Below are 12,272 nucleotides of genomic sequence, written 5' to 3' on the forward strand. Positions count from 1 at the left end.
TTAACAGGAACTAATTATTTGCAGGGCCACTCTACAACCAATTTTATGATTTGGGAGGAGTGGCTTTTGTTTTAAATCTTATACCTTTTTAAGGAGTTGTTATTTTATGAGTTGTCCAAGTTCCTATCCTATTGATACTGAAACAAAGTGCACTAGCAAAGATTGTGGTGGTGATATTTGTTCTATGGAAGGGTCTACAATAATTGCTCATTTTATTACGAAATACTATACAAGATGTAAAGACTCGTCTGGAAATACTGTGTGCAATTTCGAATATAGCGTAAGCGGCGAATGCGGTTGTATCCTTGCAGGTGGTTCGTTTGCGCTTTAATTCGTATAGAAGACTTTAGAATACCAAAACGAAGTCCGTTTTAGTCGAATCGATTAGAACGGACTTTTTGTGGGAACCATTTCTCCTACAATTGCAGGAAAATCATACTGGATTGGAGGATGGACCATGCCATGTAAGTTTAAACAGAATAGTAGGAAAATACTAATATATAAAGGAGTGTATCTAATTGAAGAAACTACTGTTATCCATTCTAATGGCTTTATTATTCCATATATCATCAACCACAGGCGCATTTGCGGCAGCAACCGGTGAGGGGGCTGTTAGAGTTGCAACAACCGATTATTATTATGGGGTTTCGGCGTCGCTTACCATACCAGGCGGTGTCTCTATCCCATTGGATAATAATAGTTATATAGCCTTCTATACAGGTCTCGGTGAAAGATGCGAAGGTGGTGTTTCATATAAACAAGGGTTATGGAGAAAATTCCTGAACTGTGGTGGAGGAGAAACTGATACAACAAGTAATGAATCAATTGTGTTGAGCACACAACCCACTGCAGGGACTATATACAACATCAAACTTGTCAACAATTTAGATGATACAGCTAGTTTATATATTAATGGAAGTTTGCAGTTTACAAAAAAAGTCTATTCAGGAACGTTAAGATCTTCTACACCGGTAAAAGTTGTGCATAGCACTTATGATATTAGTGATAAGAACGCATACACAAATGCGATATTTAGCGATCTGCAGGTAAGATCAAATTCCGGAGCATACTCAGCATTCCCTTCTAGTATTCAGAGTAATATTTATCCTTGGGGTAAAGGAGATTACTCGGTACCAAGTCTTAATCCATTACAAACTTCTCTAAAAGCAGGTAGTTAAAAAGTTTAATATGTTTTAAAATAAAAGGTCAATCTTTCAGACTTTGTAAGCATGATTATAATTATGGGTGGGCTAATTAAATAGCCCCCTCAAGTACAGAAACAAAGAGAAAAAAAATTAAGCGGCCTTGATCCTATGATCCATCGGACTAAGGCCGTTTAGTTTTGATTGTAATTGTTCGCTAAATAGAAGGAGACAGATATTGGCCTCATCAAGAACATCCTATGGCTATTTTATGGGTATAAGTTCATCCACGCAGATGTGGTCGACCCGATCGTTCCAGTAAAAGTTAAATCATATAGGCTGTATTGACCTCGATCTTAGTGTAACTTGAGTCACCTTTCGATTCAGACTGCCGGATTCAAGGCAAAGAGAAATGGTGAAGCACTACTATGCCAGAGCGACTGCGTTGGGTCGTTTGTATTGACTCGCAGACGGGTGTACAACGCGAACTATAAGCCTTAGGTGTTTCCAGCCTTCACTATATACCGTGAAGAGGGTGGGGGGCGAGCATTCTTTAGGTCGGAAGAAAGCAGTATGTGATCACCGGTGGGACATTATTGTGATACATTGTAAGGTCTGAGTTTGTACTCAAAGCGGGAATTAAGTGGACTGTTAAGATTAAGAATGTATACACCAAGAAGGGGGCGCTCCGGTATGATGGTGTGAAAGGGTTAACTACTCAACGCCATTAAGGATGCGCTCCATAATATTCAGCTATAATGTTTTATATTCAATCAGTTATGTTTTCGACAATAAATACATAAGAAATACGGCTAGGATTAAAATCAAGGTTTATTTTAGCCTCTTTAGTTAAAGTTGCAGCATCACTTATTGAGTCTACTGTTCCTACTCTAATTCCCTCTGGGAATACGTCCCCGAGTCCACTAGTTATTACAATATTACCAATTTCAATCTTGTCTTTTTCCCCAATCTTTTTCATTACAAAATATTGTTCTCCACTCCCTGAATTTTGAGTGAGGTTAATAAAATCTTCAATTACACCCGTTGTATCATTATTTTCTTTTAGCTTAACAGATATTGCCTTGGAATTTTGTTCATCGTCCAGATTAGTAATAAGAGAAACGATAGAATTGTACTCATATACATCGCTTATTAATCCAATTAGACCAGTAGTTGTAATGACCGCCATATCTTTTTTTATACCATCATTAGAGCCAAGATCAATACTAAGTGAGGTTACGATTTTCCCATCGTATGGGACTGGAGAACTTGAAGCATATCGTAGTATGAAGTTTGACTCTTCTTCATATTTTTGTTTGAATTCCAATGCTTCTTTTAGTACTTTATTTTGATACTCAGCGTTATTTAGCTCACTCTTGATTATAACCTGGGATTTTAGTGCATCTTTCTTTAGCACTTCATTTTCTTCAATGACAATAGAAATTTCTTTTACAAATAATTTTGTTTGAGATAAAAAATCTATGATTTCTCTCTTACTGTTGAGCAATAAGAATAAAATAATAACCATTAAAAAGAGAATAATCCATTTTATTGCTGACAAGTAAACACCTCTTCTTTAAAACTATGATTCTTAAGACGATGCGAAACTTATGAAGTATTAACTTTTATGTTTTTTATATTACTTTTATACGATTTACGACTTTGTTTATATTTTTCTAATATAGTAACATGATGGTTTAAAAAACAGATAATGGTATAAGTTATTGTAAACGAATTAAAATTTTTAGACAACCTATAGCCTATAGTCCACAGCGCAGACTTCAGTTATGCGGAAGCTATCACACCGATAAAATACAAAATGTTGGGTGCAATAGATAACTAGAGATTGAAATTTTTTGAATTTCAGACATATTTTGATGAACTATGTCCAAAAATTGCAACCTAATTATAATTCCTGGTGTTCTAATGGAGTAAGGGAAGATAATGCTAAAGAAGCGGCCAAAACAGTGAAAGTTGATAATTTTCTCATTGCCACATGCTATTGATACCGCTCTTCTTCCTACAATTGGTGGAGGGAATAAGCTGTTCCATGATGTGTTCAAAGGTTATTGGGGCTCTAATTGGGATTAAAAATTGAGACGTAAGTCATAAATAAGCGGCCAAGGATTCTTTGGCCGTCTGAATATCCAATTTCTACTTCGATGGGAGCGTTCTAGTGAAAAAACTGATAATTATTACTGCTCTGGTGTTTGTTTTTGGGTGTTCTTCTTCAGATGAAAAACCAAGTGTTGTCCCAAAAGAAAACGAATCCTTACCTAGTAAGGGTTCTGAGAAGACGGGGGAGACTGAGTCTGCGGTATTAAAAATGATCAATGTTTCTCTATATTCTACGAAGCATCCGGAGAAAGCACAACCCATGTTAATTAAGGTAGTCTCGCAGCCGGATGAAATCAAGCTCTACAATAAGATCCTAAAAAAGAATGGCACAACTGAAATTGCTCTTACAAATATCTCAGAAGTATACTATCTTCAATTTGAATATGTAAAAAGCGGAGTGTCCGAATACAAGGACATCTTTTATGTCAAAGGTTCAGAGAATAATGCATTTTATAAGGAATTTAAAATGAAACCGGAATTTAATTTTGATAAGTTTGATCAGCAAACTAGGGAGATATTTATTCAATCCATTGGAAATAAAGATTGGTATGTAGTAATTGACCAATTACCGATATAAAGTTCTGAGGCTGGGCCAACTTGATTGGTCTAGTTTTTTTGTAACAAAATAGTATGATTCGGATAAATAATTTAAATCAATAATAGTGCAACCAATTTCACAGAATCGGTGTTAATTCTAATGAAATGGGATACATAAAATGGGAAGGGTGTATGAATGTGAAAAGATTAAAGAATCAGGTGTTTGTTTTTTTGGTAATGTTATTCGTAATATCATTAAATCCAGCAGCAAGTTATGCAGCGGAACAGAGTGGAAAAGTGGCTTTGACACCGCCACCACCCAAAGAAATGCAAATACAATCATTTTTCGATCCTTCAAACAAATACCTAGACCAGGGCAAGGCGTTTATCAAGGATAATTTGAATCAGTCCGTCACTGTGAGCGTAATTACTGAGGCTAAATCGGATGTAACATCCATAGGGGGTACAGTTTACCTACAAAAGTGGACAGGCTCGGAATGGATTGATGTCGGGTCAGGTACAACAATCCAAGACTCAAATACCTGGTATTTCTCAGGGGAAGTAGTTAAATCAGTGGAAAAGGGGTACTACTTCAGAGCCCGCGTTATGCACTGGATAAGTAATAATGGCACCTATGAACAGGGACAAACCACTTCCGATTACATACTTGCAGGCTAAAGAAGAGAAGATAACGAACCCCAAACGTTTAAATTTCTCTACAATAAGAGAAGGGCCTAGGTGCCCTTCTCTACTTTATATTCTTTGCAATTTCAATAATTTCAGCTTTTATTAAATCGCCAGATATTGAAACATAAATATTGCCTAACAAAAACTCCAAACTCGAACGATCATCATTTGAGATAACAAGAAATGCATCGGTCCCATTCAATTTAATGGTTTCTACTGTCCTTCCATCTTTATGGGTAGCTGAGGTGATTGTCTCATTAGCTTCGAGGAGACGGAATGTCACACGAAAGCGACTATTGGTTCCGTCAGAATATGATATAACCGCCTCGTTGGATTTATTTTGAGAATCCTTAAAAAATAGAAGAACTTCATCCATTTGATAACCTTTTGGCACATAATTTAGCATGATAGGGCGGATTGCAAGTAGTGGTACTGCCTCATCCCATGTTGCAAGTTTTTTTCTTGTTTTTACTCCAGATGAAATATCCGAACCAGTTGAGTCAGGCTCCTTTTCAGGAGGAAGTGTTTTGGGTTTTGTATCGTGGTTATCCCTTGAACCGAAAACAAAACTAACAACATCAGACTGGATATTCTTTATCGTTTGAAAAAAAGGATTAAATGCATTTGACACAACAGGTGTTCCAAAAATAACTGCACCCAAAAGGAACGAGGCAGCGAGATAAGGGAGAAGTTTCAATTTCTGTCTTCTCTTGCGTTGACGATACATCTTGCTTTCGATCTGCTTCCAGGAATTCATGGGATCAGGCATACCGTTATGATTTTTAGCGGCTGTGTCGAAGGATTCATCGAACATCCTATCAAATTCTTCTTTGTTCACCTTAGATCACCCCACTCCTTTAGAAATCGCTTTTTGATTGCCACTCTAGCTCTATGCAATTTATACTTTACGGTTTGTTCATTAATATCCAAAAAATCGGCGATTTCTTTATAACTCATACCATGCTTCCATCGCAGCTCAACTAGAACTTGATATTCAGGTTTCAATTCTTTTAGACATTTATCAATGGCTTCAACCATGACCTTTAATTCGACTTCATTTTCTAAAGTCTCCGCATCTGTAGCATAATCAACACTATCTTTAATAAAAACACTCTCAACATCAACTTCGTTGCGATTCTTCTTGTTTTTCCTTAAATGATTGAATGTTGTGTTCTTTACAATAACTCGTATCCATGCCCTTAATTTACTTTCGTTCTCCAATGTAGGAATGCTCTTAATAACCTTTAAAAATGATTCCTGAATTATATCTTCTGTCGCCGCGTGCTCTTTTACTATGATGATAATAGCCCCGTAAACAAATCTATAAAATTCCATGTATATTTCCTGTTGGACTTCAGCGCTAAGTGCACTGTAACTGCAGTTTAATAATAGAGCAATCCTACTTCGCATAAGCCCCCCAAGTATCTTTCTATATGTTAGGTAAATCTACTTTATTTTACATATGAATATTATAACTCATTAACATTCGATTTGGCATTAGTGATTACTACACCCAATCTTGACTGTGTCATGGACGAATATTCATTTGTTGGAGTTTCGTTTTTGACATATTGCGGTAAAATTTTGGTTTTTGAGAATCTTGTACCTTTATTGTAAGTTAACTCTGGATAAGGAAACCATATAATCGGATTTTGAAGCTGAGTTTTTACGTATGTTTTAGAGGCAAACGGCGCAGCAGCTTTATCCGTCGGACTGAAGGCTATTGATTGCTGTATTCGAATGTTGGTTTGTAAGAAATTAACTCGAGGAAACCTACAAGTTTATGAGACGGTCCACCTTCTCCAGAACCTCGAAGCCCGGATATTATGGAATATCTTCTTTCCTCAACGGAGATTCGTTATCGAGGCCGTAGCCTAACCGCAAAAGAGCGGAATAAGATCTTACTGATGATTGCGGTTATGTTTGATTCATAATGAGTATATAGGGAGGAAGCTCCGCTGGAACCACTGGCGGGGACTCACTCCTTTGGTTTCCTGAGGGATATATATGAATTTTTCGAATGGATTGATTAGGTATTCGTAACAATAATCACGACTATATTTTCTTACGGGATTTTGCTAACAAATGGTCTTGTTTGGCGAATGCCGGAGCGGGAGTAACCTGGATGGCACATTAAATTTCAAAAGGGAGAAAGGTTTGTTGGGCTCGTTTGGGAACTAGGAGAAAGAGAAGTATACACTGATATTTCGGCCCAGGCGCATGACATCTTTGTAAAAAGGTGAGAGAAGATATCCGAGCCGAGAGGGAACAAAATCATAAAACAAGCAAATAAGATATGTGAAAAAATTACCGTGTGTGAAAAAGGTAAGGAAGCTTTTAAAAAAGGAAAAGATTGTTGGTCGGCTGCGCATAGAGCTTGATCTTCCAGTTAATTAAAAGTGATATGACCTAATCCTGGAAGTCATTTTCATGGTTTTGCAAGGACACCATGCTTCAAAATAAATAGCGGCAGTCTAGGACTTGTTTTCATGTCCAAGACAACCGCTATTTTTTAAGCTGAGATACATGTAGATCGTAAATAAATAGTCCGATACATTAAAGCGATTTCTTTCCATACACAAAGGCAAAGCCATTTTTAGCGTTTGATTTTTTTGCAGCTGCAGCAAATCGGATCACGGTTTCCAATGTAGGGGAATTGCTTTTTATTTTATCATCTTTCTTCTTATTCATTTCTATTAACCTCCTTATTTGAGCTTCATAGTATCCATTTTATCCCGATCTTTTCTGTCTAAACCTTGCATATCCCCTTCCTTGTCCACATATAGTGAAGTGAAAAAAGAATATCGATAATCCGGTATTTTGACCCTAGCGTTAAGGGAGACCACATCCATTTAAAGAAGGGGAGGGGAAAGACTCCTTGTTCCTGAATCCAGTATTGAATCAGATGAAGACAGTTGAACCACCAAAGCAAAGGCCTTCAAGGTCTTCACGAAAAGAACGAAGCGATAAGATCAAGGATGTAAAGATTCCTTTGTCAGCGGTATCCTGGGGCTTTCTCAGGCAATATAAAAATAAGCTGGCTCTGCAGGATCCAGATATTTGTTTGACCGATAGCAATACCCATTTACTGATCACGGCGATTCTTGATGCCGAGAAGAGCCCGGACCTTATCCCTGAGGTAGTTTACGATGCGAAGCTTGAGTTTGTGACGTGTAAGCCAACAGTATACTATCGCGAAAAGATGGACGCTCTTTGTATTTTGTGGAATACACGATCCGTCCGAAAAGTAGCACATCGACTGATGTCATATGCAATTGCAAAGGAGGGCGGTCCAGGTGCGGAAACACTTGATTCAAGAAAAAATAAGTCAGATGATTCGTCCGGCCCCGTCATCAAGATTTACTCTTAGTCGTTTATTTAGTCCGCCTCCTGAGGATGAGTACATCACCTTACGAATACGAGCTCCTCGGTATTTCTTTCTTAGAGCAACGGTCTTCATTGATGATATTCGTGAATTATCCCGTGGAAGGGTTCATCTGCAGCTGCCAGATTTGATTTCTCTGCTATATGATAACTTCTTGGCCAAGATTCGAACGGGAGTCGATATGAAGGCTCACTTACATTCACTCCGAAAAACACTTGAATACTTTGAGCCGCCTCTTGAACTATCCCAAAAAACAGATAATCACTGGGCTTTAACTAGCTCTACCACTGGTGAGCGGCAGAAAAAAGCTTGTTTAGACTTAGCGGTTCGTAAGGCAACTGCTTACCGTGGTGAAGTTTTTCTGTACGATCTTGAACACGTAGACGCATCTTTTTCCATGTCTGTAGAAGAACTCGTGACTCTTCTCTTTATGGAATTTGTAGAAGCGATCCGAATTGGTAACGTAGAAAAAATTATGAAAGAAATCTTACATTTTATTGAATCTCAACAAGACGATCTCCAGTTTTATTAAAGCAACACCCGACAAGGGAGATCGACAATTCAGGTAAATCTTCAACGTTATTCAATTAAAGAATAGTCTGGAGCAATGTTCAAATGATGAATAGTCTGATATAATGACTCTATTACGTTATTTTTTTCGTTTCCTTGCCGTCCATCATGATTCGTCAGGGAAGGAGCCTTGCTATTTCGATAGCAAATAAATATAGGATTGAACAATAGGAGACCATAAGGGTATACGGGATACGTATATCCTTTTTTGCATTTCCTTTTTGTCGTTCCGAAAACACGGAGGTAATCAAAATGAAGAAAAATCTTGTTGATCTCGTGACGTATGTGTGGGAAAAAACGAAGCAGGATCCTCTAACCAACCTCGAATTTCGTCCGTTTCTATTTAACGACGGTACAATCGTTGTTTGGAAAGATGAGAAGGGTACGATGCGTATTCGTATCGTTGCAGGTGCTCCAGAACGTATTGACTTTACCCTGCAACCAGATGACCCTTCAGAATATGAAATTCGCTCTATGAAGGAATTCGAGTACGTCATTGGTGAAAAAGAGAGTAATTTGCTCGTGCATTTTAAATCAGAAGTGTAAAGCGAATGGGTTGCGTAGGCTGACGAGAGGGCTTGGCGTTTTTATGTGCCAAGCCCTTTTTATATCATTCAAGATGGGGGAGCCTTCTTATGCAAATGACAACGACATGTTGTCTGGCAGCGGCTCTGGGAGGATGAGCAGACCATACGCTTGTCCATGCCCGTACGTTGCCTTGAGATAAACCCTACAGGTGGAAAAGCGGCAAAGCCCGGTAAATGGAAGTTTGAGGTCGAGGTCAAAATTTAAACCTGAAGCAGAGCACGTGGATCACTACTGGAGATGGTTAAGTGATTCAGTCTGATGTAATGCTGATGTGGGCGTCGTTAACATGAAGAGAGATCACTATGAATAAAGAACGTGCTAAAATAAAAGAACAGGATATCGTAAAAATTGTTGTAGACGTTGAGGAGCGGGGACGCTTTGCCAAAATGCTTCGAGTCCAAAAAGGGGAGACCGGTGAGCTAATGTACACCTTAAAGGTGAGCAATTACTGGAACTTCTCAGAAATGGTCAATCTTTATGGTGAGTGGGAAGGGCAGCTATGGATTGCTATGGTTTTTACCGCTAGTGACATCGAGCTGCGAAAACCGGCGCCGCAGCCTCACCCTTTTCTCACCTCCAAAACACGGTTTAATACCAATTACTAGCCTTAAATATGCTTGCCCTTCTGCACAGGGAATCTTGAACCTCCCCGTGCAGAAGGGGGGGATTTTTAGGGAGGACTCTTCAATATGTCCAAGCAGAAAGATAAAAGCCAGTTATATCGGATCGAACGGTTTTCGTTGGAGCAACTTGAGCGGCTTCCGCATGAGATTGCGGGTTATGCCGCAGCCATTAATGGAATGCCACAGAATCCTAAAGACGTCTTTGAGAAGCGCGGATGGTTGCTGCCCTTTCTCTTCACTTACGACGACTTATTATGGGGACGCTGGTCCTACTGGACGGATATACTTCAAAAGGGAACCGTTGTTGGAAGTGGTCCTATACCTCAAATACAATGGACGGATCCGTCGTCACCGCGGGCCGAGGCAACCAAAAAAATGTTCACTAGGTGCCTCAATCATCATGAAGCTAACATCGATTCGTTTGCAGACTGGCTCCTATGGGGTATGGCCAGCACGAACAAAAGGCCCCGGATATCTGAGAAGCTTAATGAACACTACTATCGTGAATTTGACTTGTTCCTCGTTTTGGATAATCCGACTGATTATTTATCCCAAGTGCTGTGCGACGAAACAGGTAAAGGATATAAGTCCGGTCTAGGATACTTTCCCACACCGTTCCAAGTCACTTGCATGATGGTGGAAATTGCCCATGGTGGCGGGGATCCAGAACGTATGAAAAAACAAACCGTACTCGACTCTTGTGTGGGGTGTGGTGCAATGCTATTACCAGCTTCGAACCATTTCCTTCGTGGCTACGGACAAGATATTTCTGGTATTGCCGTAAATCTTTGCACCATTCAAATGTATTGGTATGCGCCGTGGTATGCTAAACCTGGTAAGGTCGACGGTTTTGATGAAGTCGAAGCCCCAATCCAACTTGTACCAACCATACCAAATAAAAAGGTAACTGTAGATCAGCTCGCTTTTGCGTTTTAAGGTGTCACATTATTAGAAACATGAACGTATCGAATCAGGAGAATTAGACAAGAATTCTAGTTATAAGATCATATTCCCTGCCGGAAAGGAGGGAGTCCCCATTCACACCATCGGGGATTCCCGATCCGGCTGTATAGGGACGTTCCTATGAAATTTACAATGCCTCTTTTAAAAAAAGTTTACAAGGTAAGTAAAAAACATGATGCTCCCCGTTTATGGCTGCAGCACATTGTATGTGAAGCCGCCGGATTTACCCCGGGAGCGGATTTATTTGTTAGGATTGATGAGAAAGAGAAAATGATCATTATTCAAAATCAGCCATACGATGATGATGGTTTTGATCATGAAATTAGCGTGTCATCTCGGATTAACCGAACCAGCGGGCAACCACGACCGCTCGTTGATACATGTGGGTCCAGATATGCCACCATTTTGAATGTTCAAGAGAAGATCGAAATCAGTGTCTATCGAAGAGGAAACATATCTCAAGTGGTCGTACGCCCGCTTCGATATCGTCTTTTCGAAAGCGATAAAGTGGAACCACCTTCTGATGAGCGGATTCGCCTTTTATCGATTTGTTCGGGGGCTGGATTGGGTACTGCGGTCTTTGTAGAATCACAGTACTACACAGCGGTACAAGAGATTGAGATTGATGAAGATAGCGCTGGAGTTTCGAAACATAACTTCCCGTACTCCTATCTTTTCAATGGAGATCTACGAGACTGTCACACGGTAGCAAAAGCCGATGTTGCTTTTGTTACGCTGGATTGTTCGGAGCACTCGTCACTAGGTGACGGGGGCAAGGATATTTTGACAACCTTGTTCTTGGCACCTATAAAATACTACAAGCTGCAGAATCGCGTGCCATTCTTTTTGAGAATGTCCCGAGTTTCTATAGCTCATCAAGTTATCTTGCATTGAAGGAACTCCTTAATCCCATCTATCCATATGCTATCGGTCCCATTCAGATTGATAGTTATGATTTCGGCAGCATCGCGCATCGAAATCGATCCTATGTAGTTTATCTTCGAGAAAAGGAAGACTTCGAGAATTTCCGTGTGCCGAAGGCGCCTGTCTTCCGACGCTTAAAATTACGTGATTATCTTGACTCGAAAGGCGCAGTACACGAATGGAAATCGGTTAGCACATGGTTCGATAGTTTCGCCTCTAAAGGAGAAAAGAATAATTCGTGGGCGCTGCGAAGCACAAAGAAAACATTCGTTCATCCTGAAAGTTGTACGGAGATACAGTGTATTCCACGCCGCTACCGTTCGCAAAGCGCAAGCAACTCTTATGTTCTAAATGATGAGGGTACCCATTGGCGCTTTTTGACCGTTAGTGAACTTCGTCGCATTTTTCATATCCCGAAATGGTTCGAGTTTCCTTCTTATATCCCGGTCTATCGTATGGTCGAAATGATAGGCCAAAGTATTTGTGGACTCGTAGTTCGGGCCTTTGCTAATGAAATTGCGTCGATGTTCGTCAGACGAAATTCCCGCGCTGCATCTGCTAGGAGTGATAGTAGAATTGAAGAGAAGCAGTATGATACTGGATTGACTCGAGATCATGACGGTCAAATCGGATTCGTATTTGCATAAAACAAGGGATATTTTTAAAATAATAGAGGCCGTCCCAACGGAGCATTAACCAGTTCATAAAAGTACTATTATAAAAAAAGCAAAGGTG

General features: G+C 39.6%; 14 protein-coding genes. 10 read left to right on the top strand and 4 right to left on the bottom strand.

Annotation, left to right across the window (positions count from 1 at the left end):
• The first annotated feature begins 518 nt into the window (after nt 1–518).
• Nucleotides 519–1,178, top strand: a complete 660-nt coding sequence (locus ACFQ88_RS22495; protein WP_379456950.1) for a hypothetical protein — start codon at nt 519–521, stop codon at nt 1,176–1,178.
• A gap of 733 nt (nt 1,179–1,911) precedes the next feature.
• Here the strand turns inward: ACFQ88_RS22495 and mreC are convergent.
• Nucleotides 1,912–2,703, bottom strand: a complete 792-nt coding sequence (gene mreC, locus ACFQ88_RS22500; protein ID WP_379456952.1) for a rod shape-determining protein MreC — start codon at nt 2,701–2,703, stop codon at nt 1,912–1,914.
• 615 nt (nt 2,704–3,318) lie between these two features.
• Here mreC and ACFQ88_RS22505 point away from each other — a divergent pair.
• Both ACFQ88_RS22505 and ACFQ88_RS22510 read left to right on the top strand, forming a co-directional pair.
• Complete coding sequence (locus ACFQ88_RS22505; protein WP_379456954.1) at nt 3,319–3,837, top strand: hypothetical protein; 519 nt, start codon at nt 3,319–3,321, stop codon at nt 3,835–3,837.
• 152 nt (nt 3,838–3,989) lie between these two features.
• Complete coding sequence (locus ACFQ88_RS22510; protein WP_379456956.1) at nt 3,990–4,475, top strand: hypothetical protein; 486 nt, start codon at nt 3,990–3,992, stop codon at nt 4,473–4,475.
• Nucleotides 4,476–4,545: 70 nt separating this feature from the next.
• On the opposite strand, the gene ACFQ88_RS22515 is transcribed toward ACFQ88_RS22510, so the two are convergent.
• From ACFQ88_RS22515 to ACFQ88_RS22525, 3 genes are all read right to left on the bottom strand, one after another.
• Nucleotides 4,546–5,322: a DUF4367 domain-containing protein gene (locus ACFQ88_RS22515; protein WP_379456958.1), complete on the bottom strand. Its 777-nt coding sequence runs from the start codon at nt 5,320–5,322 to the stop codon at nt 4,546–4,548.
• On the bottom strand, nt 5,319–5,819 hold the full coding sequence (locus ACFQ88_RS22520; RefSeq protein ID WP_379456960.1) for an RNA polymerase sigma factor: 501 nt from the start codon (nt 5,817–5,819) through the stop codon (nt 5,319–5,321). Before ACFQ88_RS22520 ends, ACFQ88_RS22515 begins: the two co-directional genes overlap by 4 nt.
• Before the next feature lie 1,221 nt (nt 5,820–7,040).
• Entirely contained in the window at nt 7,041–7,175 is a 135-nt protein-coding gene (locus tag ACFQ88_RS22525; protein WP_379456962.1) for a hypothetical protein, read from the bottom strand.
• A 187-nt stretch (nt 7,176–7,362) separates the two neighbouring features.
• Here ACFQ88_RS22525 and ACFQ88_RS22530 point away from each other — a divergent pair, with 187 nt between their 5' ends.
• The 7 genes from ACFQ88_RS22530 to ACFQ88_RS22560 all read left to right on the top strand — a co-directional run bounded on the left by ACFQ88_RS22530 (nt 7,363) and on the right by ACFQ88_RS22560 (nt 12,184).
• Entirely contained in the window at nt 7,363–7,854 is a 492-nt protein-coding gene (locus ACFQ88_RS22530; RefSeq protein WP_379456964.1) for a hypothetical protein, read from the top strand.
• Nucleotides 7,793–8,401, top strand: coding sequence for a hypothetical protein (locus ACFQ88_RS22535; protein WP_379456966.1), 609 nt, complete (start codon nt 7,793–7,795; stop codon nt 8,399–8,401). Before ACFQ88_RS22530 ends, ACFQ88_RS22535 begins: the two co-directional genes overlap by 62 nt.
• A gap of 290 nt (nt 8,402–8,691) precedes the next feature.
• Nucleotides 8,692–8,985: a hypothetical protein gene (locus tag ACFQ88_RS22540; RefSeq protein ID WP_379456968.1), complete on the top strand. Its 294-nt coding sequence runs from the start codon at nt 8,692–8,694 to the stop codon at nt 8,983–8,985.
• A 344-nt stretch (nt 8,986–9,329) separates the two neighbouring features.
• Nucleotides 9,330–9,632 (top strand): hypothetical protein, encoded by a 303-nt coding sequence (locus ACFQ88_RS22545; protein WP_379456970.1) that lies wholly within the window; start codon nt 9,330–9,332, stop codon nt 9,630–9,632.
• A gap of 84 nt (nt 9,633–9,716) precedes the next feature.
• The gene (locus tag ACFQ88_RS22550; RefSeq protein WP_379456972.1) at nt 9,717–10,586 is read left to right on the top strand and encodes an N-6 DNA methylase; all 870 of its coding nucleotides are present in this window, start codon (nt 9,717–9,719) and stop codon (nt 10,584–10,586) included.
• A gap of 147 nt (nt 10,587–10,733) precedes the next feature.
• Nucleotides 10,734–11,507, top strand: a complete 774-nt coding sequence (locus ACFQ88_RS22555) for a DNA cytosine methyltransferase (RefSeq protein WP_379456974.1) — start codon at nt 10,734–10,736, stop codon at nt 11,505–11,507.
• Nucleotides 11,453–12,184 carry a DNA cytosine methyltransferase gene (locus ACFQ88_RS22560; RefSeq protein ID WP_379457866.1) on the top strand — a complete coding sequence of 244 codons (732 nt, stop codon included), beginning with the start codon at nt 11,453–11,455 and terminating at the stop codon, nt 12,182–12,184. The genes ACFQ88_RS22555 and ACFQ88_RS22560 overlap by 55 nt, the downstream gene beginning before the upstream one ends.
• The last annotated feature ends 88 nt before the right edge of the window (nt 12,185–12,272 follow it).

Origin of the sequence: Paenibacillus sp. NPDC056579 (assembly GCF_042793215.1) — a bacterium.
Taxonomy (GTDB): domain Bacteria; phylum Bacillota; class Bacilli; order Paenibacillales; family NBRC-103111; genus Paenibacillus_S.